This is a genomic window from Phaeobacter piscinae (genome assembly GCF_002407245.1).
Classification (GTDB): Bacteria; Pseudomonadota; Alphaproteobacteria; order Rhodobacterales; family Rhodobacteraceae; genus Phaeobacter; species Phaeobacter piscinae.
In genome coordinates this window covers 829333-849900 of record NZ_CP010681.1, presented here as the reverse complement: position 1 = coordinate 849900, position 20568 = coordinate 829333, and the positions used below count along the sequence as shown (strand labels likewise).

The 20568-nt window shown below is 62.3% G+C and carries 20 protein-coding genes, 2 tRNA genes and 1 pseudogene; 8 read left to right on the top strand and 15 right to left on the bottom strand.

Features of this window, described 5'->3' with window-relative positions; translation table 11 throughout:
- Nucleotides 1-33: 33 nt before the first annotated feature.
- The 3 genes from recJ (at nt 34) to phaeop14_RS03890 (ending at nt 2420) form a co-directional block, all read left to right on the top strand.
- Nucleotides 34-1776: a single-stranded-DNA-specific exonuclease RecJ gene (recJ, locus tag phaeop14_RS03900; protein WP_040173692.1), complete on the top strand. Its 1743-nt coding sequence runs from the start codon at nt 34-36 to the stop codon at nt 1774-1776.
- Between the two features lie 146 nt (nt 1777-1922).
- Nucleotides 1923-1997 (top strand) — tRNA-Glu (locus phaeop14_RS03895).
- A gap of 348 nt (nt 1998-2345) precedes the next feature.
- Nucleotides 2346-2420, top strand: a tRNA-Glu gene (locus tag phaeop14_RS03890).
- Nucleotides 2421-2685: 265 nt separating this feature from the next.
- On the opposite strand, the gene phaeop14_RS03885 is transcribed toward phaeop14_RS03890, so the two are convergent.
- From phaeop14_RS03885 to phaeop14_RS03860, 6 genes are all read right to left on the bottom strand, one after another.
- Complete coding sequence (locus tag phaeop14_RS03885; RefSeq protein ID WP_040173850.1) at nt 2686-3690, bottom strand: GGDEF domain-containing protein; 1005 nt, start codon at nt 3688-3690, stop codon at nt 2686-2688.
- Nucleotides 3690-4277 (bottom strand): heme NO-binding domain-containing protein, encoded by a 588-nt coding sequence (locus phaeop14_RS03880; RefSeq protein ID WP_040173694.1) that lies wholly within the window; start codon nt 4275-4277, stop codon nt 3690-3692. Before phaeop14_RS03880 ends, phaeop14_RS03885 begins: the two co-directional genes overlap by 1 nt.
- An 88-nt stretch (nt 4278-4365) precedes the next feature.
- Complete coding sequence (locus tag phaeop14_RS03875; protein ID WP_096788811.1) at nt 4366-6162, bottom strand: DUF4153 domain-containing protein; 1797 nt, start codon at nt 6160-6162, stop codon at nt 4366-4368.
- Nucleotides 6163-6255: 93 nt separating this feature from the next.
- Complete coding sequence (locus phaeop14_RS03870; protein ID WP_096790222.1) at nt 6256-7815, bottom strand: trimethylamine methyltransferase family protein; 1560 nt, start codon at nt 7813-7815, stop codon at nt 6256-6258.
- A 220-nt stretch (nt 7816-8035) separates the two neighbouring features.
- Complete coding sequence (locus tag phaeop14_RS03865) at nt 8036-8725, bottom strand: HAD family hydrolase (protein ID WP_096788810.1); 690 nt, start codon at nt 8723-8725, stop codon at nt 8036-8038.
- Nucleotides 8726-8961: 236 nt separating this feature from the next.
- Complete coding sequence (locus phaeop14_RS03860; protein ID WP_027247729.1) at nt 8962-9246, bottom strand: DUF3572 domain-containing protein; 285 nt, start codon at nt 9244-9246, stop codon at nt 8962-8964.
- Between the two features lie 115 nt (nt 9247-9361).
- Here phaeop14_RS03860 and phaeop14_RS03855 point away from each other — a divergent pair, with 115 nt between their 5' ends.
- On the top strand, nt 9362-10792 hold the full coding sequence (locus tag phaeop14_RS03855; protein ID WP_096788809.1) for a diguanylate cyclase domain-containing protein: 1431 nt from the start codon (nt 9362-9364) through the stop codon (nt 10790-10792).
- Nucleotides 10793-11052: 260 nt separating this feature from the next.
- Here the strand turns inward: phaeop14_RS03855 and phaeop14_RS03850 are convergent, their stop codons facing one another.
- Genes phaeop14_RS03850 through phaeop14_RS03835 form a run of 4 tightly spaced genes read right to left on the bottom strand, consistent with a single transcriptional unit; the run spans nt 11053 to nt 13174 of the window.
- Nucleotides 11053-11532, bottom strand: a complete 480-nt coding sequence (locus phaeop14_RS03850; RefSeq protein ID WP_040180896.1) for a periplasmic heavy metal sensor — start codon at nt 11530-11532, stop codon at nt 11053-11055.
- Nucleotides 11529-12005: a hypothetical protein gene (locus tag phaeop14_RS03845; RefSeq protein WP_096790221.1), complete on the bottom strand. Its 477-nt coding sequence runs from the start codon at nt 12003-12005 to the stop codon at nt 11529-11531. The genes phaeop14_RS03850 and phaeop14_RS03845 overlap by 4 nt, the downstream gene beginning before the upstream one ends.
- Nucleotides 11998-12657, bottom strand: coding sequence for an RNA polymerase sigma factor (locus phaeop14_RS03840; protein ID WP_096788808.1), 660 nt, complete (start codon nt 12655-12657; stop codon nt 11998-12000). Before phaeop14_RS03840 ends, phaeop14_RS03845 begins: the two co-directional genes overlap by 8 nt.
- A gap of 13 nt (nt 12658-12670) precedes the next feature.
- Nucleotides 12671-13174 carry an EF-hand domain-containing protein gene (locus phaeop14_RS03835; protein ID WP_040173712.1) on the bottom strand — a complete coding sequence of 168 codons (504 nt, stop codon included), beginning with the start codon at nt 13172-13174 and terminating at the stop codon, nt 12671-12673.
- A gap of 256 nt (nt 13175-13430) precedes the next feature.
- On the opposite strand from phaeop14_RS03835, the gene phaeop14_RS03830 reads away from it, so the two are divergent.
- Together phaeop14_RS03830 and phaeop14_RS03825 are read left to right on the top strand one after the other, a co-directional pair.
- Nucleotides 13431-13847, top strand: coding sequence for a DUF983 domain-containing protein (locus phaeop14_RS03830; RefSeq protein WP_040173715.1), 417 nt, complete (start codon nt 13431-13433; stop codon nt 13845-13847).
- A gap of 27 nt (nt 13848-13874) precedes the next feature.
- The gene (locus phaeop14_RS03825; protein ID WP_096788807.1) at nt 13875-14642 is read left to right on the top strand and encodes an NUDIX hydrolase; all 768 of its coding nucleotides are present in this window, start codon (nt 13875-13877) and stop codon (nt 14640-14642) included.
- Between the two features lie 29 nt (nt 14643-14671).
- On the opposite strand, the gene phaeop14_RS03820 is transcribed toward phaeop14_RS03825, so the two are convergent.
- From phaeop14_RS03820 to phaeop14_RS19845, 3 genes and pseudogenes are all read right to left on the bottom strand, one after another.
- Entirely contained in the window at nt 14672-15574 is a 903-nt protein-coding gene (locus phaeop14_RS03820) for an EamA family transporter (protein ID WP_096788806.1), read from the bottom strand.
- A 17-nt stretch (nt 15575-15591) separates the two neighbouring features.
- Complete coding sequence (locus tag phaeop14_RS03815; protein ID WP_202820832.1) at nt 15592-16503, bottom strand: fatty acid desaturase; 912 nt, start codon at nt 16501-16503, stop codon at nt 15592-15594.
- A 126-nt stretch (nt 16504-16629) separates the two neighbouring features.
- A pseudogene (locus phaeop14_RS19845) lies at nt 16630-16683 on the bottom strand (DUF2061 domain-containing protein); the annotation flags it as partial.
- A 172-nt stretch (nt 16684-16855) separates the two neighbouring features.
- Here phaeop14_RS19845 and phaeop14_RS03810 point away from each other — a divergent pair.
- Nucleotides 16856-17716 (top strand): helix-turn-helix domain-containing protein, encoded by an 861-nt coding sequence (locus phaeop14_RS03810; protein WP_096788804.1) that lies wholly within the window; start codon nt 16856-16858, stop codon nt 17714-17716.
- 32 nt (nt 17717-17748) lie between these two features.
- Here phaeop14_RS03810 and phaeop14_RS03805 read toward each other — a convergent pair whose 3' ends face one another.
- Both phaeop14_RS03805 and phaeop14_RS03800 read right to left on the bottom strand, forming a co-directional pair.
- On the bottom strand, nt 17749-18522 hold the full coding sequence (locus tag phaeop14_RS03805) for an SDR family oxidoreductase (RefSeq protein WP_096788803.1): 774 nt from the start codon (nt 18520-18522) through the stop codon (nt 17749-17751).
- Nucleotides 18519-19994, bottom strand: coding sequence for a carnitine 3-dehydrogenase (locus tag phaeop14_RS03800; RefSeq protein ID WP_096790220.1), 1476 nt, complete (start codon nt 19992-19994; stop codon nt 18519-18521). The genes phaeop14_RS03805 and phaeop14_RS03800 overlap by 4 nt, the downstream gene beginning before the upstream one ends.
- Before the next feature lie 74 nt (nt 19995-20068).
- Here phaeop14_RS03800 and phaeop14_RS03795 point away from each other — a divergent pair, with 74 nt between their 5' ends.
- On the top strand, nt 20069-20542 hold the full coding sequence (locus phaeop14_RS03795; RefSeq protein ID WP_040180904.1) for a DUF1203 domain-containing protein: 474 nt from the start codon (nt 20069-20071) through the stop codon (nt 20540-20542).
- Nucleotides 20543-20568: the final 26 nt, after the last annotated feature.

The window sequence follows — 20568 nt, the reverse complement described above, 5'->3', positions numbered from 1 at the left end:
CCCGGGGCAGGCACGCGGAAAAGGGACGAAGACATGAGCTTTCTGGGAGTTGAGACCTCGCTCAGCGGGCGTCGCTGGATTGGCCCCGATGTGGAGGTTGCCCGCGCAGCCGAAATGATGGAACAGCAGACCACCCTGCCCGCCGCCGTCTGTCAGGTCCTGGCCCGGCGCGGCGTGCCCGCCCATGAGGCCAGCGGATTTCTGACACCGCAACTAAAAGAGCTGCTCCCCGATCCGCGCCGGATGAAGGACATGGAACCCGCCGCGGCCCGTTTCCTGCAAGCGGTGGAGCGGCGCGAGCGGATTGCGGTCTTTGCCGATTATGACGTTGATGGCGGCTCCTCGGCAGCGCTGCTGTTGGTCTGGCTTGATCAGGTCGGTCTTGGGGCCACGCTCTATGTGCCCGACCGGATCGATGAGGGCTACGGCCCCAACGATGCGGCGATGGCCGCGCTGGCCCGTGATCACGATCTGATTGTCTGCGTCGATTGCGGCACGCTATCTCATGGTCCGATTGCCGCCGCCAAGGGCGCTGATGTGATCGTACTCGACCACCACCTGGGCGGAGAGACCCTGCCCGACTGTGTCGCAGTGGTGAACCCCAACCGCCAGGATGAGGACGGCGACTTGGGCTATTTCTGTGCGGCCGGCGTGGTGTTCCTGATGCTGGTCGAACTGCGCCGCCAAATGCGGGACAAGGGGCTCGGCACCGGTCCTGATCTGATGGCGCTGCTGGATCTGGTTGCCCTGGCCACCGTCGCCGATGTGGCACCGCTGATTGAGGCGAACCGCGCGCTTGTCCGGCAAGGCCTCAAGGTGATGGCCGCCCGGCAGCGGCCCGGACTGGTGGCACTGGCAGATGTATCGCGCATGGATTCTGCCCCCTCCACCTATCACCTTGGCTTTCTGCTGGGGCCACGGGTCAACGCGGGCGGGCGGATTGGCAAGGCTGATCTGGGTGCGCGCCTGCTGGCCACCAACAACCCAGCCGAGGCCGAGGCCATCGCCGCGCGTCTGGATGAATTGAACACCGAGCGCCGCGATATCGAAAACGCGGTTCGCGCCGCCGCACTGGAACAGGCGGAGGCGCGCGGTCTGGATGCCCCTCTGGTCTGGGCCGCTGGTGAAGGCTGGCACCCCGGCGTTGTCGGGATTGTCGCCTCGCGCCTGAAAGAAGCTGCCGGCCGCCCCGCCATCGTGATTGGCCTTGATGGCGACGAGGGCAAGGGATCGGGTCGTTCCGTAAGCGGCATTGATCTTGGCGCCTCCATCCAGCGGGCCGCCGCCGAAGGGCTGCTCATCAAAGGGGGCGGCCACAAGATGGCCGCCGGACTGACCGTGGCCCGTGACCAACTGGAACCGGCGATGGAGCGGCTCAGCGCCCTTTTGGCCAAACAGGGGGCCGGCGATCTGGGACCAAGCGATCTGAAGCTTGACGGGATGCTGATGCCCGGCGCCGCCACCGTGCCGCTGATTGAGCAGATCGAACAGGCGGGCCCCTTTGGGGCCGGTGCCCCCGCCCCCCGTTACGGCTTTCCCGACCTGCAGGTGCGGTTTGCCAAACGGGTTGGCGAAAGCCACCTGAAACTCTCGCTTAGTGACGGGTTGAGCAGCGGGATCGATGCCATTTGCTTTGGCGCTTTTGACACCGCGCTGGGGCCGCGTCTGCTGGACCATGGTGGCGCGCGGTTCCATTTTGCCGGTCGGCTTGAAATCAATACCTGGGGCGGCCGCCAGTCCGTACAGCTGCGGCTGGAGGATGCCGCCGAGGCCTGAGATCGGCCGCGAAAAAAACTCTGCACACAAGGGCCCTGCCCTCTTTGAATAACCATCCTCCGCCCAGGGGAAAATAAATTGCGATACTGGTGTTTTTTGGCTTGCGGGTTCCGGCGCGAAACACTAAATACCCGCTCACACCAAGTGGCCCGTTCGTCTATCGGTTAGGACGCCAGGTTTTCAACCTGGAAAGAGGGGTTCGATTCCCCTACGGGCTGCCACTTCTCCGCACAACAGTCCTGATATATCACTTGCTCCTTGCGTAGTGTGGCCTGGGTTTGACGTGTAGCTGCCCGCCATCACCGCACAGATCCGATCACCTCATCCGATCAACTGGCGCTCGTTTCATCGGCGGCGATGCCCTGCAACCGTCCCTTTCTGCGGTTTGGGCCGCACCAACAGACAATCACCGTGATCTGCCAGACACCATACCCAGCACACCCATTTATATCCATATTTTTCAGAAGCTTGCAGGGCATCTATCAGAGCTGAAAAAAACTCGCGTGGATGTCAAAATCCCTCTTGCGCCGGGGCGATGTACTCAGTAAACACGCCCTCACAGACCAAGTGGCCCGTTCGTCTATCGGTTAGGACGCCAGGTTTTCAACCTGGAAAGAGGGGTTCGATTCCCCTACGGGCTGCCACTCTGTTTTCCCTGAATAGCGCAACACAAGCGACCAGCGTGCCGTCCGCGAAGCGCGGCCTGACCGCGTTAAGGTCTGACTGCCACGGCCAATCCACGGTCTGCCCGCTGTCAATCAGCAGAAAACCTGTTGCAGGCGAACGGCATTTCCGCTCTGGCGTGATCAAACGCGGCTCCGGGGGATGCAGTCATAAGTCCAAGCCAGCAGCGCATCAGACAGCCCCCCACGACGCCAGCTGCGCCGCAAACCAGCGCATGGTTCAGCGCTACGCCTCGGGATCCTGCTCCTCCATACCTGGCTGATAGAAGAAATGGCGCGCCCGGCCTGCATTCTTTGCGGCATAAAGCGCCACATCCGCTTGGTGGAGCAGCGTTGCCGCATCCAGACCTTCAGAAAAGGCGGCTGAGAGCGAGGTGCCCGCGCTTGCTGAAATCTTGCAGGTCTTATCACCGAAAGGGATTGGTTCCTCAATGCTGGAAATCAATCGACGGGCAATACCTGAGAGCTGTATCCGGTCGATAAGACCCTCAAAGATAAGAACAAACTCATCCCCACCGACCCGCGCGACCGTGTCATTCTGACGGGTGCATTGCACCATCAGCTTGGCGACCCGTTGCAGCACCGTATCCCCTGCTGCATGACCAAGCGTGTCATTGACCTCTTTGAAGAAATCAAGATCCACATGCATCAGGGAGAAATCCCGGCCGGAAGCGATCAGCCGGTTCAGGATGTGGTCCATTGCGCGGCGGTTCTTTACACCCGTCAGCGTATCTGTAAACGCCTGCTCCTCGGCGGCGATTTTTGCCCCCTGCAGGCGCAAGTTAAGCTGGCGCGACGCCTCCATCGCGGCGGATTTCGCCTCAACGAGATAGAGCATTTCGATGGTCAGATCCGTCGGGGAAAAATCAGCACTGGTGAGATCATAATCCCGCACCGCCTCTAGCACGGAAATGCCAAAAGACAGGTTGATGAACCCGCCCTTCCCCTCCGGGAAGGGGGCAAGCACGCCTTTCAGGCCGGTTTGCGGCGCATCGCGAAAATTGAGATGCAGTTTCGCACCGGCTGTCTTGATCAAATCCTCAGTGGACCGGACCCGACGCGGCCGCGCGAGGTCAAAGATCCGAAAGAACCGGCTGCCAAGCCATTCGGTATCCGGGCGCAGCTTGCGCAATGTCGGACCAACACCGGTAATCCGCCCTTCATGGTTAATGACCACATGCATCGGGCAGATTTCATTGGCGATGGAGGAGATTTCCCGCATGCTCATCATCATAGTGAATGCGCCCCCAGGTCGAAGGCACGGCCTTCGGCAAATTCAGTTTCAACCAGGGTGATTGCAATCACCTCTGCGTTGTCCTGCGTGCCTGAATGATCAAGGAAAACCAGATCGCCGTAGTCATCCGCCATTGCCCTCAGGACCCCCATCAGCACATGGGCATACCCTGGCAAACCGGGCTGGCAATGCAATTCGAATTGCCCGGGCGCCTGTTCAATCAGCTCCAGCCCCGGCAGGTTCAGATCGGCCACAGCCAGCCGCGCGCGATCCGGCAGGTCATCCAGTGAATGCAGGAATTCCACGTAGTTGACCCCACCAAAACGCAGCAATCGGCGCAGGGCCTCCAACTGCGGATTCGACACCAGAAACGTGCCCATATCCTCAAGCATTTCTGGCAGCGGGCGTTTCAGAATAGCTTCTGCAGTCCGCAACATGATCTGGGATTGCTCATCCGTATAGGTAAGCATGGCTTCGAACTCGCTAAAGCCGAGCTCTGCAGAATCCATGATAGCCTGCCAGCTGTCCTCCCCGAAGGTGGTGCTGACAAACGCCTGGAATGCCCTATTGATCAGACCGTGCATCACTGGCCCCTTGTTACGTGTCTCTACTTTTGGCCCAGCCTGGTTAATAAAGGGCCAACAACTAAAATTGCTACGGTTTTCCCTCAGATCAACGTTGGCGCTGTATCAATACCTCCAGATCGCCCAGTTTCAACGTATTCTGCCGCGCGGGAGATATCTCGAAACGGTCGGCCTGCGCCGCCGCCAGCAAGGCCTCGACCTGCTCTTTTGTCTGCTGCTGCGCCGGTGGCCCGCGATCCAGAATTATACGGCCCGGCATGTCCGCACCGTCCGGGCCAAACCGCAGGGCGAGGGTCTCCAGCTGCGCCCCATCACGCCCTTCTCTGAAGAGCAGCAAGGCCAGGTCCGCCGCCTCGTCTGAGGTCGCTCCCAGCGCGCCGCGAATAAGCACACAGCCCGCGCTGCCATCCGGCAGCCGCCGCTTGCAACCGCGAATCCAGCGCAGCAGCTGATAACGCTTCAGCCCTCTGAAATCATCTGCAGTCACTGTGGCTCCGGCGGGCTGTACGGGCAGCAGCTCAATCAGCTCCTTGCGCTGATCATCGGTGACGTCCACCATATCCTTCGTCATCTGCCAACGGCTCGTCGCGTTGCGCGCCAGCTGCAGGCGATTGGAGAGATCTGCATCCCCGGTCTCTTCCGCGTGGGCATCCAACCGTGTCAGCGCGTCAAGCCCGCCCTGCCCCCAATCATGGGCCATCTGCCACAGGGGCAGCTCTGCTGCCTCTGTCTCACCCGCCAGCACCCGCGCCACCTGATTGTTGGCCGCAATGCGCCCCGCATCCACCAGCGGCGTCAGGGCCAGCGCCAATGTGGCACCGGTCATCAGCGCCAGGCCGACAATGGCGCGCCGCAACAGATCCGGCCAGCGCGCGCCTCCAATGGCCGCACAGCCGGCATAGACCAACCCGTGCAGCAGTAACGTCATCGCAAACAGCAGCGCATAGATCCGATCCGGCGTCCAACCATATTGCCAGACCCGCATCAGGACCGCCCAGGCTGCCAGACCAGTGACCAGCATCAAACCAATTGCCAGCAGTCGTGCCGCCATGCCATTTGCGCCCTTTGGTTGCTCCTGCCGGGTCAGTGCGACGCAGACCAGTGTCATCATCACCGCTGACATCGCCATCAGCGTCGCAGCCGAGGACAGATGACCAAAGGCGCTGGACAACCCCTGCAGCGGGATCGCGGCCAGAAACAGGCCAACAACCAACAGCACAGGAATCAGCAGCAGGCTGAGCAACCGAAACAGAAGATGCGGCGCGCCACCGCCCCCCAGCTCCTGCACCACCGCCAGGCCCAGACCAAAGACCGCGCCGCTCAGCGTCAGCGCCAGCCAATCCACCTCGGCGATGTCTTCCAGAATGGTGATGTTGACCAAATCCAGCAGGGCATTGGACAACAAACCAAGAATCCAAAAGACCGCGACAAACCCGACCCCGCAGGCCAGGCGAAACACGATACCCCAGCTCGCCGCAGACAGCGCCGCAAACCGGGTCCAGCGGTCGGGTGCGGACAGCCGCAGCAACACAAAAGGGCAGGCCATCGCGCCAAGCGCCAGCGCCATCAGCACCAACACCTCGTTCTGTAAAAGATCGGTCGCAACCGGGTAGCGCAACGCCGCCAGAAGCATCAGCGCGGTCATCGGCACCGCAACCCAAAGCGCCCCGCGCAACGCACGCAACAGCGACAGCGGCCCGATCATCGCCAGTGATGCGCCGCAGAAACTGGACAGGAAGGCAAACATCGCCAGAAACAGGCTCTCAGAGAGACCCGGCTGGTGCCAGTCCCGCGCCAGCAGCCACATGGCGAATCCGCTACCCGCGCCCAAAGCCACCATAGGCAAACGGGCGCGCAAAGCGGTCGCAGTATCCAAGTCAGTCATGGCGGCGATTCTCTCGTTAGATCGGCCTGACTTATACACTTGCACAAAATAATGGCAGAGGTCTGAACGCGCGAAACTTCCCCTCAACCGGCGTTAGAAATCGGTTGGGGCACCTCCCTCGGATTTCCGGCGTGCGACAAAGTCCTCTAACGCCTCTCGCCGGGCGACATCCAGCGGTGGCGCTTCAAATCGGGCAATGATCTCTTTGAACAGATTATGCGCCCGTTCCGGTGTCCAAACCGCACCCGCCGCCTCCCAGGCCTCATAATTGCGCCAATCGCTGAGGTAGGGTTGATAAAACGCGGTGCTATAGCGGTCCTGCGTGTGCTGAATACCAAAGAAATGCCCGTCGTTGCCAACCTCGCGAATGGCCTCCAGCGCGATATCCTCGGGACCCGTGCCAATGACCTCCGGCTGCATATAGCGCTGGATCTGCTGGAGAATCTCGCAATCCATGATGAATTTCTCGGGGCTGGCGATCAGCCCGCCTTCCAGCCATCCCGCCGCGTGATAGACCATATTGGTGCCCGATTGCACGGCCGCCCAGAGCGAATTGGAGGTCTCCCACATCGCCTGCCCATCCGGCACATTGGCCGCACAGACACCCGAGGATCGCATCGGAAGACCATAATAGCGCGCCATCTGCCCGGTCATCTGGGTCGAGCGCATATATTCCGGTGTGCCAAAAGCCGGGGCACCGGATTTCATATCCACATTGGAGGTGAAGGTGCCGATCACACAGGGCGTGCCGGGGCGTACATATTGAAACAGCGCAATCGCCGAGAGAGATTCGGCAATAGACTGCGCCACAGCCCCCGACATGGTCACCGGCGCCATCGCGCCGGCCAGCGTAAAGGGCGTGACCACAATCGCCTGCCCCCGCCGTGCCAGTCGCAGGCAACCGTCAATCATCGGCTGGTCATGTTTCAGCGGCGAGGTGGAGTTGATGTTGGTATACATATGCGGTCGGGCCTCGAACTCCTCATGAGTAAGCCCGCCTGCGATCCGCACCATCTCCATCACATCCTCGACCCGCTCCTTGCCCAAGCTGTAGGCGTGCATCGCCTTATCGGTGAGGGTCAGCTTGTCATAAAGCACATCCAGATGCCGGACCGAGGCATGAATATCCACCGGCTCCACCGGATACCCACCGGCAAAATGGATGCAGTTGAAATACTGGGTCAGCTTCAGCAGGTTCTGGCATTGCTCACGGGTGCCCGCGACCTTCGCATTCAGCGACATATCCCAGTAGTTCGGCGGTGAAGACACATTGCCGAACAGGATATGATTGCCCCCCACCGGCAGGGTTCGGTCAGGATTGCGCGGCGTGATGGTGAATTCAGATGGCGCCTTGGCAACCATCTCCATCACGAACTCCCGGTCCAGATGCACCCGGTCACCCACGACCTTGCAGCCCGCCTCCTTGAAGATCTCAAGCGCCTCATCGTTGAGAAACACGATGCCGATTTCTTCGAGGATCCGCATCGCCCCATCGTGAATGGCCGCAACGCCCTCGGGGCCAAGCGGCTCAATCGGGCGATCAATGTTGCGCGGCACCGACCATGGCATTTGCTCAATAACCGCATCCCCGCGCCGGGCCGCCGCGCCAGCGCGTCCGCCACCGCGTTTTCGGGTTCGTGTCTCGGTTGTCATGGCGGCCCTCCCTGCTGTCAGCTGATCGGTGCGACCACCCATGGGGCGCCCGTCCGTTGGCTCATAGCCTCAGCAGGCCCTGTTCAGTCGCGGTCCGAATGCCTGTTCCCGACAGGTTTGGTCGCTTTTCAGCGCCAACCCCTGTCAGATCGCACATTTCTGGGCATATGTGTCCAGTTCGCCTGATCCGACAGCTGCCAATCCGCTGCCGGCGAAACGGTCAGCGATCCAGCCAGCCGGGGATATGGCCGATATCGGGCAGAACCACATCCGCATGGGCTTCCAGATCCGCCGCCCCGGCCAGACCGGTCAGCACCCCGATCCGCTGCATCCCTGCCGCCAATCCGGCCTCCAGATCATGCAGGCTGTCGCCCACCATGGCGGTGCGCTCCGGCGCGATACCGGTGGCGGCACAGAAGGCCAGCAGCGGATCGGCGTCCGGCTTTGCCCCATGGCCGCTGTCAAACCCGGCAACAAAGGCAAAGCGATCCAGCACTCCACTGCGACTGAGCTGGGATTTTGCAGACAGTTCCGCATCATTGGTCATCACCCCCAGCACCTTGCCCCGCGCCAGCAGATCATCGAGAAACGCCGCCAATGGTACCGCCTCGGCAAGGTCCGCCTCACCGGCGCTTTCGGCCATGTATAGTTCCAGCTGATCCAGATCCATCTGTGGCACATGCGGCGCCAGTGCCTCCGCCACCTGCCGGTTGGTGGAGGCAATCACCAGGCTGCTGGGCAGGATCTTACCCGTCGCCAGATCAAAATCTATCGCCGCTGCCATTGCCTGCAACCGGTCCACCTCGCCCTCCGCCAGTCGGTCCAGCAACCGGCCGGTCCAGCGGTTCCAGGTCTCGGCAAAATCAAACAGCGTTCCGTCCTTGTCGAACAGCAGGGCATCAACGGGCATGGGCACTCCTAGATCTGACATCCGCCCGACATAGCGCGCTGGCCTCAGGCGCAAGGGGCAGACGTGGGGCTGTGGTCCTCGATCCACCGGGGACATCGCTCCGACACATAGGCGATTGAAGCCCGCCGCACCAGCCAGCCCGTGGCTTAGGGCGCTCAGTCCCGGTCAGAGAGGTTAATCACACCCCTTAACGATGCCATGGCGCCCACTGATCAGCGCTGCCACATTCGCAGACCTCAGGTCCAGTGAACCTGCGCCCCACCCGGCAGCGCCATCCGCGCCTGCATCGGCTGATCATAGGCCAGCCCGGCGCTGTCACAGAACTGCATGACCCAGGCGTCATCCATCGTCAGAAAATCGAGAACCGAGCCGAGAAACTCGGGATTGGCCGCCTGCTCACGCAGATCTGCCTCACTCGCGCCGGTTGCGCCCAGGAAAACCGGCAGCAACTCATCATTGCCTGCCAGCCAGGCAAGCGCCTTTAAGCCCAAAGTCTCGGCTGCATCGGCGGAAAATAGCATATGTGCACACATTCCTGACACTTCACGGTCAAATTGGTGAAAATACGAAAGGGTTTATTAACCAGTCTCATTAAAACTTGAGGCAATTCCAACGCAAGGGGCGAAAGGGCACCACGTGCAGGGCACTATCCTTATTATCGACGGTGTTGCGACCAACCGGATCATGCTGAAGGTTCAGCTGTCCGCCGCCTATTACCGGGTGGTTCAGGCCGAAACTGTTGCCGATATTGCCAAAACCGCCCTGCGTTGCCGCCCCGATCTGATCCTCAGCGCCATGTCCCTGCCCGATGGCGACGCGGTCGCCGTGAAACAGGCGCTGGCCGCTGACGACCAGCTAGCCGATATTCCGATGATCGCAATTGATCACGACAGCGACGCCGACCGCCGTCTCGCCGCACTCAGCGCAGGGATAGATGATGTATTGTTGCAGCCGCTGGATGACACCATGTTGCAGGCGCGGATCCGCAGCCTGCTGCGCGCCAGCAGCACCCAAGAAGAGCTGAACTTACAGCGTGGCAACACCCATGGCTACGCCCTGCCCCTCTCCAGTCCACACATCAGCGCAAGCCTGAACGGGGTGCAGGTTGCACTAGTGACCGAACAGCCCGCTACCGGCATCTACTGGCAAGCCCGGCTCGCACCTCGTGTGCCCTATCGGTTGTGCAACCATCAGTTCAATGCGGTGCACCCGCTGATGCGTGAACCCGTGCCTGATGCCATCGTGATTGAACTGGGGCGCAACACCCTGGCGCAGGGGCTACGCCTGCTGGCCGATCTGCGTGCGCGTGCCGCTACCCGCAAATCCGTGGTGATCGCCGTGGTCCACCCCGCAGACCCCGCCATCGCCGCCGAAGCATTGGACCGGGGGGCACATGATGTGCTTCAGTCTGGTTTCGACGTCGCGGAACTGGCGCTGCGGCTCGATACCCAATTGCGCAATAAGGCACGCATCGACAAGCTGCGCGACACGGTCCGTAACGGGCTGCGCGCCGCTGTTGAGGACCCGATGACCGGCCTCTTCAACCGCCGTTACGCCAAACCCTTCCTTGAGCGCGTTGCCAGCACTTCCGCCAAAACCGGCGAAACATTTGCCGTGATGCTGGCCGACCTCGACCATTTCAAGCAGATCAACGATCTCTACGGCCACCCGGTGGGCGATGCAGTGCTGATCGAAGCGGCCAAGCGCCTGCAAACCGCGCTACGCCCGACCGATCTGCTGGCCCGCGTCGGTGGCGAAGAATTCATGATTGTGATGCCTGCGATCGGCGATGCAATGGCTGAAGCTGCGGCCAGTGATCTCTGCAACCGGATCAACAGCAAGCCGTTCCACATCCCCGGCGTTGATGCTCCGATCTATGTGACAATCAGTATCGGTGTTGTCATCGGTGGCCGCGTCGCGTCCAGGGATCAGTGCGATGGCACCGAAGGCGGGCCACAGGATTGCGACAGCGCTGTCAGCGCGCTGATCACCAATGCCGACCGCGCACTCTATGCAGCCAAACATGCCGGCCGCAATCAGGTCTCTCTGGCAGACCTTGCTGCCTGACAACAACCGTCCGGCACGCGCCGTCGACGGCGCGGACAAAAACCAGCTGACACGGGACAGTGTCACCGGGCACCAGCTGCCACAGATCGGGACAACCCGGCAGGCATCTGGCGCAACTACAGGCAGGACCGGCCGAGCAGCCATTTGGTCCAGAAACATGAAGCGGGGCAGCGATCCTCTCACTGCCCCGTTTGGTATTTCAGATCGTCATCGCCCCGGCTGACCAATCATCAATGCCGCGTCACGACCGGTTCCCCCGCTCAGTGCCGCCAGCTGCGCCGCTTCGGGTGCCGGATACGCTGCTCCAGACGGTCCGCATAGGCCGCCCGCTCCTCCGCAGTCATGGCAACGATCTGATCCAGCCAGGCCGACTGAACGGAGCGCTGGAAATTATGTCGCCGTGTGGCCTGCGCCTCCAGCATCCCGCCCAAGGCCTTCGCATCAAAGGGGCTGGCCCGCAACAGTTCAACAACCTTGCCGCCTTCCGCACGTCGCCGGCCCTTGTAGCTGCCATGCTCGCCTTCAGCCGTGCTGCGAAGGCTGCGCCGGGTCTCAGCCTCCAGATCCCGAAACAGCATCGCCCCGACCGGAGGTGGCATTCCGGCACCTCGTTTGTGGTCGTTAAACCGCCACGCCGCCCCAGCAACGACGCCAACCACCGCAAGGTTCAGCGCCAGCGACGCCATCAACAGCCAGCGCAGACGGCGGCCGGGTTTGGATTTGCGGGTCTCGTTTGTCATTCCAACTCCTCGCTCAGCACCACGGCCAAGTCGTAGCTGTCTTCAGGCAGGCTGTCTTCGCTCAGCTCGATCCCGGCAAGGCTTACCGGGTCAGGCAGAAACGCAGGTGGCGCCAACCCGATCCACAGCCCAGCAGCGCTGGCCGTGGCCAATCCGCCAAGGGCTGGCCATCCGCCCAGCCCCGCCAACAGCTCCCGCATCCCGGCAAACACCCCGCTGCGCGCTTCGGCTGACTGCGACGCCAGATCTGATGCCAGCGCCTGACGCGTCAGGATCGCCGCCTGCGTCGCCGCAGCCTCACTCAGAATCGCCTGCTCCACCCCCTCAGGAAGGGGGACCGGGGCGGCGGTCCGCGCACTGGCAAACAGATCATCAAGCGCCAGCTCGGCCGCGGCAAGATCCGCCGGATCCAACCTATCCTCAGCATCAGCGCCCGTCTGTGTGGGCGCGGTTTTTCCAGTTTTATCAACCATCATTATACCCCAGTTCGGCCCGGCGCCCGGCCAGGATTGCCGCCAGCGCCCGCTTGCCCCGCGCGGTCAGACTTTCGACCGCCTCGACGCTGATGTCCATGATCCCGGCAATCTCCGGGTTCGCCAGATCTTCGATATGACGCAGCACCACCGCCTGCCGCTGACGCTCCGGCAATTGCATGAGCGCAGCCTGCAGCGCGTCCTGCCGCGCCCCGTCCTGCATCTGCTCCGCCGCAGATTTCGCAGGGTCCGGCGGGTCGGGGATGGCGTCCAGATCCACATGTCCACCCCGCAATCGGCGCTTGTGATCAATACAGAGGTTCATCACCACCCGGTAGAGCCAGGTCGACAGCCGGGCGCGCCCCGGCTCCCAATGTTCCGCCTGCCGCCACAGCCGCACCATCGCCTCCTGCGTAATATCCTCAGCCTCCGCGCGGTTGCCCAGAACCCGCATCGCAACACCCAGCGCCCGGGGCGCCAGCCGCGCCGTCAGCTCACCCGCCGCCTCCGGATCACCAGCGGCAAAGCGGATCAGCACTGCCCCATCCGGATCCTCCACAACCTCCGCCTGTGGCGTCGCCGGGGTGTCAGGCGGCGGCATCAGCGGGCCCTGCTCCGGGGCCCGCTCCACAGTATTGGCAGACATATGCATCTGTCGTATCGGATCAGTTCTGTTCCGTCTCGCTGTCTTGCACATCCCCGCGCGGTTTGTGCCCGGCCCCATGACGGCCCCGGAATTTCGCCCGCGCGCTCTCGAATTCTTCCTTGCTGATAGCACCATCGTCATTGGCGTCCACGCGGTCAAACATCTTTCCCATCCGGCGTGGTTTGGGCAGTTCATCAAGGCTCAACGCGCCATCCTTATCCGCATCCATCCGCTCCAGCATCGTCGCCGCACGAGTTTTGGCCCGAGCCTGCGCCGCAGCTTCCATTTCTGCTAGTGTCAATTGACCGTCGCCATCGGTGTCCGCCGCAGCGAAACGCGCCTCGCGCAGCCCGTCCATCTCGGCCTTGGTCACCTGACCATCGCCATTGGTGTCCATCTCTTCAAAGCTCATGCGCGGACCATGACCGCCCTTGCCGCCAAAACCCGGCTTCGCAATCGCACCTGTGGCTCCGATGACAGCTCCGACAGCGATAACGGCGGCAATAAACTTGGTATGTTTCATGTCTGCGGTTCCTCTTGCAGCAGGCAGCCCGTTGCTGCCGATCACAGAAACAAAACGCAGCCCCGGCAGAGTTCCGTCGCAAAAATTTCAAAAGCCCGGCAGAATTTTCACCCAGCGCATTGCACAGTTTCACTCGTCCATTGCACCATGAGTGCGGACGGCGCACTCTTGCGGCATGCCGACGCACTCCGGCGGACTGCCCCTTTAAACTTGCGGCCGATGCGCTCAAATATGCGGGCAAAAGATAGGATTTGTTATGACCGAGTCATCTGCGGCACTTTCAGCCGATCTCAAAACCGATACTCAGGAAGATCGCCCCACCATGCCCGCCGTGCTGCGCGGCTGGCGGTGCAAATGCCCCAATTGCGGCGAAGGCAAGTTGCTGCATTCATATCTGAAGGTCAACGACAGCTGCTCCAACTGCGGGCTCGACCTCACCAGCGCCCGCGCTGATGACGGTCCGGCGTATCTGACCATTCTGCTGGTTGGCCACATTATGGCCCCGCTCCTGCATGTGGTCTATTTCACCTGGCGGCCTGAGCCTATGGTCACATTCACCGTGTTTTCGCTGGGCTGCCTGCTGTCCTCGCTGTTTCTCCTGCCCCGGATGAAGGGGATCGTGATCGCCTATCAATGGGCGCGTCGGATGCACGGCTTCGGCAAGGCGAGCTGACCCGCCAGCGGTAGGAAAGACCCAGACATGAGCAAATCGCCCACCCCGGCCAAAGCAGCCATCGACACCGGCTATGCCGATGCCGCCAGCGCGCGCCGGGACACCACTCCGATCCGCAATGCCGCGACAATTATCGCGGTGCGCGACCGGATGGGCGATGACCCTCAGGTGCTGATGGGGCAGCGCGGCGCCCGCGCCGCCTTCATGCCCAACAAGGTGGTGTTTCCCGGCGGCGCTGTCGATCCCGGCGACGCCGATGTGCCGCTCGCCAGCCCGCTGCCGTCGCTCTGCCAGGACCGCCTGTCCGAGCAATCCGACGCAGATCTGCATCACGCCCTCGCTGTCGCTGCCATTCGCGAATTATGGGAGGAAACCGGCCTCATCCTCGGGCAGCCCGGCACATGGGCGACCACGCCTGAAGCAGACTGGGCCGACTTCGCCGCCACCGGTCATCTGCCCACCGCCGAGGCGCTGCAGTTTGTCTTTCGCGCCATCACACCGCCCGGCCGCCCGCGCCGGTTCGACGCCCGGTTTTTTCTGGTGGATGCGGCACATATCAGCAGCGATATTGATGATTTTTCCCGCGCCTCGGATGAGCTGTCGCATCTGCAATGGATTCCGCTCAGCCAGGTCCGCACCTACGATCTGCCGTTCATCACCGAGGTGGTGCTGGCGGAGGTCACCAGACGCATCCGCCAGGACGGCCCGCCAGAAAGCGTGCCGTTCTTTCGCAACGATGATGAGGCAAGCCATTTTCTGCGGCTGAAGGGCTATCCGATGCCCAGGGACGACTGACCGATCACCAAAACCGCAGCGCAGGCCGCTCAGATTGCCAGCAGCAGCGCGAGGATCGACAGGATCAGCAAACCCATGCCGACAATCTCGCGGCGGGTGATCTGCTCCTTGAAGAACAGCACCGACGCCAGCAGCGACAGCAGCAATTCAATTTGCCCCAGCGCCTTCACATAAGCCGCGTTCTGCAGGGTGAAGGCCCAGAACCAGCAGAAAGATCCAGCCATACTGGTCAGCCCGACCCAGATCGCCACCCGCCGCGCCGCCCAGACCCGCGCGATCTCGCCGGGCTCCCGCCACTTCAGCCAGACCAGCATGAACAGCGTCTGCAAGCTCACGACGATGGCCAGCGTCACACCGGCGCGAAACGCTGGCGCCAGCGCATCCAGTTCCAACGAGGCGGCGCGATAACTCACCGCTGAGAAGGCAAAGAGCACCCCCGACCCCAGCCCCAACAGCGACGCCGGACTGGACAGATGCCGCCACCACGGCCCCTTGCTCTGCGGTGTCTTCGACAGCACCAGCACCGCCCACAGGCCGATCACAATCGCCACCCAGCCAAGGGCGGTGATCTGATCTCCCAGCACCACCAGCCCGACCAGCGCGGTCTGGATCACCTCGGTTTTCTTGAACGTAATCCCGACCGCAAAATTGCGTTGCCGGAACAGCGCCACCACGCAGACCGTCGCCAGGATCTGCGCGGTGCCGCCAATGGTGGCAAACATCCAGAACCGGGCGCTGAGCGCGGGCAACGTCTGCCCCGATAGCGCCAGATAAGACAGCAGCCCGGCCCAGATCAGCGGCGCGGAATAGACAAACCTCGAAAACGTCGCCCCCGCCGTCGACAGTGTGACGCTGCTCAACACCTTTTGCAGCATAAAGCGGACGGTCTGAAAACTGGCCGCCGCGATGGCGATGGGGATCCATAAGGTCATCTGCCCCTTATGGGGGGCTATTGCGGCTCTGACCAGATCGGATGTGCGACCGGATCCTTTGCCCGCAGCGCATAGCGGCGCAGGACCACACCATAGGAGGGGTAGGCGTAGCCGTTATTGCGGGCCAAAAACTGCCCCCGCCGGTCCCGGTAGAGGCGTGGCAACGCGTGCCAGGGCACCCCCGGATAGCAGTGATGCACCACATGCAGGTGATTGTTCAGAAACAAAAACCCAAGAAGACCGCCGCGCTCGATAATCACCGTGCGCGCGGCCGGATCAAGATGGGCGCGATGCTCCAGGAAGGTGCGGATCTTCAAGATCGCCAGCCCCAGATAGGCCGCCAAAAGGTATGCCCAGAACGGCAACGCGCTCTGCGCCACCAGCCACAACGTCAGCCCCGCGCCGAGGAGATGCAGCAACCAGTCGCGCAGCACCGCCTCATCGCCGCCACGGATCAGCCGCCAGTCTTCGGCCATAAAACGGATCTGCCCCAGCAGCGGCCCCAGCAGCACCCGCCCCGCCAGCGTATTGTTGAACCACAAAAGACCCCGCTGCGCGGCTCCCATCCGGCGCCACTGCGCCGGATCCAGATAATTTGTCTCAGGGTCATCATAGGGGTCGGTCAACTGCTCGTCATGGTGATGGGCTAGATGGGTGTCCCGAAACCGGCCATAGGGCACCGCCAGATTGAGCGGCAGAAACATCAGGGCCTCATTCAGGACACGCAGCCGGAACGGATGGCCATGCAACGCCTCATGGCTGAGCGAGGACTGAAGCGTGATCAGACTGGCCAGAACCGGCACCGCCAGCCAGACAGAGACCAACGGCAGCCATGCCAGCGCCGCCCCCCAGGCCGCATAACACCCCAGTATCAGCGCCAGCGTGCCCCATTCGACACGCCCCAACTGCAGCTGCACCCGGTCCAGCATGGCGCGCTGACTTGGCACCGGAGGGCTGACCTGCGGATCAGACTGACGCCGCCCCCAGCGCACCCCGGCCCAGATCCGCTCATAAAGCAGGTAAGACAAGAAGCCGACGCAGGTGTTGACCAGCGCCAGCGTCCCGCCAAGCGCAAGCGACCCGGTCAGCAGCCAGCCAATCCCCGCCATCATCGCCAGTCCAAGCAGGTTCCAGATCACCGCCTTCACCACTGATCGCGCCCCTGTATCCATCTGCAGCCTCCTGTTTTTCTTACCTTTCCTCTGGCCTACACGGATGCCGGGCGATGCAGAATTCCGAATATGATTAACAAAATTCTGCAATCGTGATAAAAATCATCACATGATTGATATTATGGACAAACGCCTGCGCGCGGAGCAGTTTCGCACCCGGCTCAACCGCGCGCTCAGCGACAGCGGCCTCAGCCAAAGCGCGCTCGCCCGCGCCGTTGGGGTGGATCGCTCAACCATCTCACAGCTTCTGACTGATGCCGGGGCTCGGCTGCCCAACGCCCATGTGGTCGGCGCCTGCGCCGGGGCACTTGGGGTCTCGGCGGACTGGCTCCTGAGCCTGTCGGACCGGCCGGAAAATGCGGCCGATCTGGTCGCCGCCAGCCTGTCGATGACAAAGGCGCCCCGCGCCTTGGTGGATGAACGGATCTTTGACTGGCATCAGGAGGCACAGGGCTACAAAATCCGCCACGTCCCTGCCGCCCTGCCCGACATGCTGAAAACCCGCGCGCTGCTGGAATGGGAATTTGCACCGCATCTGGGCCGCACCGCGGATCAGGCCATCGGTGCCTCCGAGGATCGCCTGACCTGGATGCGCCAATCTGCGTCAGACTATGAAATCGCGCTGCCAATCTATGAGCTGGACAGCTTTGCCCAGGGCGCAGGCTATTACGAAGGCCTGCCGCTTGAGATCCGACTGGAGCAGCTCACCCAGTTCGAACGCCTCGCCGAACAGCTGTACCCCCGCCTGCGTATCTATCTGTTCGATGCCAAGCGGCTCTATTCTGCGCCACTCACCATCTTCGGCCCGCTTTTATGCGTGTTTTATGCAGGCTCACATTACCTCGCCTTCCGCGACAAGGAGCGGATCGCCACTTTCACCAGCCATTTCGACAATCTGGTGCGCGAGGCCGATATCACTGCGCGGCAACTGCCGGGGCGACTGAGGGCGCTCAGGGCGGCGATTGCCTGAACGCTGCAGCCGGGCCGCCTGTGCAGCTCACCTCACACCTTGGGATCCGGGTTCTCCGTATGGCCATCCACCGCAATCACCTGCCCTGACACCAACCGCGCTGCGTCCGACCCCAGAAACACCGCCATATTGGCAATATCCTGCGCCTCGACAAAGGACCGCATCGACGTCCCCGCGGCATAGCCATCATAGACCTGATTGCGCGTCATCCCCTTGGCCGCTGCCTCACGCTCCAGCACACCTTCCATCCGCGGGCCCTCCACCGCACCGGGGCAGATCGCATTGGCCCGGATACCAAACGGCCCCAGCTCCATCGCCAGCGTCTTCATCAGGCCAATCACAGCCCATTTTGCCGAGGCATACGGCGCCCGGTTCGGATAGCCGTATTGCCCCGCGGTTGACGACGTCACGATGATCGCCCCGGCCTTGGCCGCCTTCATCATAGGGGCCGCGTATTTGGCGGCCAGAAAGCAGCCCTCCAAGTTGACGCTCACGCATTTGCGCCAGTCCTCCAGTGCCACGTCCTCAATCCGCGCAGTCGGCCCGGCGATGCCTGCATTGGCGCAAAGCACATCCAAGCCGCCCCAGACCTCCGACACTTCAGCAAACAGCGCCTTGACCCCGGCCTCATCGGTGGCATCCACCGACGTTGCCCGCCAGCCCTTCGGCACATCCGCCAGCGCCTCAGCGCTGACATCCGTGACCCAGACCTGATGCCCGGCGGCGGCAAAACCTTCCGCCATGGCGCGGCCAATACCGGACCCACCGGCGGTGATCAGAACCCGGCTCCCCCCTTCAGCGCTCACCGGGGTGCCCCAATCGCGCGGCCCAGACCCTCAGGGGCTGGTAACCCGGAGTGGGCCTCCGCCAGCTTCACCAGATTGGCCTCGATCTGCGGCGCAGGCGGGGCGGAGCGGCGGGTTTTCAGGTCCACATGCAGCAGCATGTGCTCGCCGGTGGCCAGCAAACGCTCGCCGGAATACATCTCATGCCACAGATGCATTTTCTTGCCCTGCCCCATGATCACCCGTGTGCGCACCTGGATAGGGTCGCCCGCATGCACTTCGTCAATGTGGCGGATATGGGTCTCAGCGGTGAAATAGCTGCCGCCATTGGCGATATACTCTGCATCGCAGCCGATAATCATCATCAGCCGGTCGGTGGATTGCGCAAAGGCATCCAGATAGCGGCTCTCGGTCATATGGCCGTTGTAGTCGGTCCAATCCAAAGGCACGATCCGGCTCTGGGTCAGCACCGGCTGGCTCAGATCGTCAAGCGCATCCAGCGACCGCACCAACCCGGCATCACCCTCGAGCCCCGCGTCATGGGCGTTCTGCAGCGCGCCAGCGCCCCAGTCATTGGCGCCCAGCGCCCGCATCATCCCCACAAGGTTGTCATCGCGAATACGCTCCAACTCGCGGATCGAATGCTGACCGGACTGCGCGTCCGACTGGCCTGCAATCAGATCGACCAGCTCATCGGTGAACTCCGGCACATCCATCAGCTTGGTCCAGGGCCATTTCAGCGCCGGGCCAAACTGCGCCATGAAATGCTTCATGCCCGCCTCACCGCCGGCCACGCGATAGGTCTCAAACAGTCCCATCTGCGCCCAGCGAATGCCAAAGCCATAGCGGATCGCGTTGTCGATCTCTTCGGTGGTGGCGATGCCATCCTTCACCAGCCACAGCGCCTCGCGCCAGACCGCCTCCAGGAACCGGTCGGCCACATGGGCGTCGATTTCCTTCTTCAGATGCAGGGGATACATGCCGATCTCGGTGATGATCGCCTTGGCGCTGTCGATCACGCCTGCCGGATTGGCCTCGGTTGTAACCAGCTCCACCAGCGGCATCAGGTAGACCGGGTTGAACGGATGCGCGACCACGATCTGGGCGGCATTGCTGAAGCCATCCTGCAATTGCGATGGTTTGTAGCCGGAGGTAGACGAGCCGATAACAGCATCCGCCGCGACATGCGCCTGCAAGGCGCCATAGACTTTCTGTTTCAGCTCCAGCCGCTCCGGCACGCTTTCCTGAATCCAGATTGCCCCGGCCACCGCGTCCTCAATGGTGGCGTGATAGCTGAGGCGGCCTTCCGCAGGCAGCGCCACATTGCCAAGCCCCGGCAAACTGCGCCGCGCATTGGCCAGAACCTCGCCAATCTTGCGCTCGGCCTCCGGATCGGGATCAAACACCCGCACGTCCCAACCGTTCAAAAGGAACCGCGCGGCCCATCCGCCGCCAATAACCCCACCACCGATGATTGCTGCTGTTTTTGTCATATCGCTTTCCCGCATGTTTCGGGTCGCCTTACCGGGCTGCACAAAGGCACAGTCCGCGAGAAAGGAGACCATTCATGAAACTTCATTTTTTCGGATTGCCCAGCGCGGCAGTCGAAGCGATCCACCGCACAGGGCTTGATAGCTATGGCGACCCGGTTGAGCGCCATCCCAGCGCCGAAGAGGGCGGCATGCCCTGTCGCCACTGTTTGCAGCACGTGCCCACAGGCAAGCCGTTTCTGGCGCTGGCGCATCGCCCCTTTGCCGGGCGCAACCCCTTTACGGAAACCGGACCGATCTATCTCTGCGATCCGCTCTGCGCGCCCGCCGCGCCCTCGCCAGAGGTGCCCGCCTTCCTCACCGCCCCTCAGTATATCCTGCGCGGCTATGACTCGGATGAGAGGATCATCTACGGCACGGGCGCGGTGACACCGCGCACCGAACTCACGGCCTATGCCGAAGAGCTGCTGTCGCGCGATGACATCGCCTTTGTCGATCTGCGCAGCGCCAGCAACAACTGCTTTCTCTGCCGCATTCACCGCGCAGACTGACCTCAGGGGTCGCGCGATAGTCAGTC

Bases quoted from the DNA above. Each gene is read 5' to 3' on its own strand.
- phaeop14_RS03885 (WP_040173850.1), bottom strand. From the start codon at position 3,690: ATGATGAGCATGCGGGAAATCTCCTCCATCGCCAATGAAATCTGCCCG.
- phaeop14_RS03825 (WP_096788807.1), top strand. From the start codon at position 13,875: ATGAGCAAATCGCCCACCCCGGCCAAAGCAGCCATCGACACCGGCTAT.
- phaeop14_RS03800 (WP_096790220.1), bottom strand. From the start codon at position 19,994: ATGACAAAAACAGCAGCAATCATCGGTGGTGGGGTTATTGGCGGCGGA.
- phaeop14_RS03815 (WP_202820832.1), bottom strand. From the start codon at position 16,503: ATGCTGGACCGGGTGCAGCTGCAGTTGGGGCGTGTCGAATGGGGCACG.
- recJ (WP_040173692.1), top strand. From the start codon at position 34: ATGAGCTTTCTGGGAGTTGAGACCTCGCTCAGCGGGCGTCGCTGGATT.
- phaeop14_RS03865 (WP_096788810.1), bottom strand. From the start codon at position 8,725: ATGCCCGTTGATGCCCTGCTGTTCGACAAGGACGGAACGCTGTTTGAT.
- phaeop14_RS03870 (WP_096790222.1), bottom strand. From the start codon at position 7,815: ATGACAACCGAGACACGAACCCGAAAACGCGGTGGCGGACGCGCTGGC.
- phaeop14_RS03830 (WP_040173715.1), top strand. From the start codon at position 13,431: ATGACCGAGTCATCTGCGGCACTTTCAGCCGATCTCAAAACCGATACT.
- phaeop14_RS03880 (WP_040173694.1), bottom strand. From the start codon at position 4,277: ATGCACGGTCTGATCAATAGGGCATTCCAGGCGTTTGTCAGCACCACC.
- phaeop14_RS03795 (WP_040180904.1), top strand. From the start codon at position 20,069: ATGAAACTTCATTTTTTCGGATTGCCCAGCGCGGCAGTCGAAGCGATC.
- phaeop14_RS03810 (WP_096788804.1), top strand. From the start codon at position 16,856: ATGATTGATATTATGGACAAACGCCTGCGCGCGGAGCAGTTTCGCACC.
- phaeop14_RS03820 (WP_096788806.1), bottom strand. From the start codon at position 15,574: ATGACCTTATGGATCCCCATCGCCATCGCGGCGGCCAGTTTTCAGACC.
- phaeop14_RS03860 (WP_027247729.1), bottom strand. From the start codon at position 9,246: ATGCTATTTTCCGCCGATGCAGCCGAGACTTTGGGCTTAAAGGCGCTT.
- phaeop14_RS03850 (WP_040180896.1), bottom strand. From the start codon at position 11,532: ATGACAAACGAGACCCGCAAATCCAAACCCGGCCGCCGTCTGCGCTGG.
- phaeop14_RS03840 (WP_096788808.1), bottom strand. From the start codon at position 12,657: ATGCATATGTCTGCCAATACTGTGGAGCGGGCCCCGGAGCAGGGCCCG.
- phaeop14_RS03875 (WP_096788811.1), bottom strand. From the start codon at position 6,162: ATGACTGACTTGGATACTGCGACCGCTTTGCGCGCCCGTTTGCCTATG.
- phaeop14_RS03845 (WP_096790221.1), bottom strand. From the start codon at position 12,005: ATGGTTGATAAAACTGGAAAAACCGCGCCCACACAGACGGGCGCTGAT.
- phaeop14_RS03835 (WP_040173712.1), bottom strand. From the start codon at position 13,174: ATGAAACATACCAAGTTTATTGCCGCCGTTATCGCTGTCGGAGCTGTC.